The sequence below is a fragment of the Bacillus sp. 11B20 genome, from assembly GCF_056098985.1.
In genome coordinates this window covers 1-457 of sequence record NZ_JBLZWZ010000013.1, presented here as the reverse complement: position 1 = coordinate 457, position 457 = coordinate 1, and the positions used below count along the sequence as shown (strand labels likewise).

Here is a 457-nt window from a genome sequence, read left to right as displayed (position 1 = left end):
TCCTTCAAAACTAAACAAGACGAAAACGCACGCTGCTCCATATATCCTTAGAAAGGAGGTGATCCAGCCGCACCTTCCGATACGGCTACCTTGTTACGACTTCACCCCAATCATCTGCCCCACCTTCGGCGGCTGGCTCCATAAAGGTTACCTCACCGACTTCGGGTGTTGCAAACTCTCGTGGTGTGACGGGCGGTGTGTACAAGGCCCGGGAACGTATTCACCGCGGCATGCTGATCCGCGATTACTAGCGATTCCAGCTTCACGCAGTCGAGTTGCAGACTGCGATCCGAACTGAGAACAGATTTATGGGATTGGCTAAACCTTGCGGTCTTGCAGCCCTTTGTTCTGTCCATTGTAGCACGTGTGTAGCCCAGGTCATAAGGGGCATGATGATTTGACGTCATCCCCACCTTCCTCCGGTTTGTCACCGGCAGTCACCTTAGAGTGCCCAACT

1 rRNA gene is annotated in these 457 nt (G+C 53.4%); it reads right to left on the bottom strand.

From position 1 onward, the window contains the following. Positions 1 to 51 precede the first annotated feature (51 nt). Positions 52 to 457: ribosomal RNA gene (locus ACN6NB_RS19500) — 16S ribosomal RNA — on the bottom strand; the annotation flags it as partial.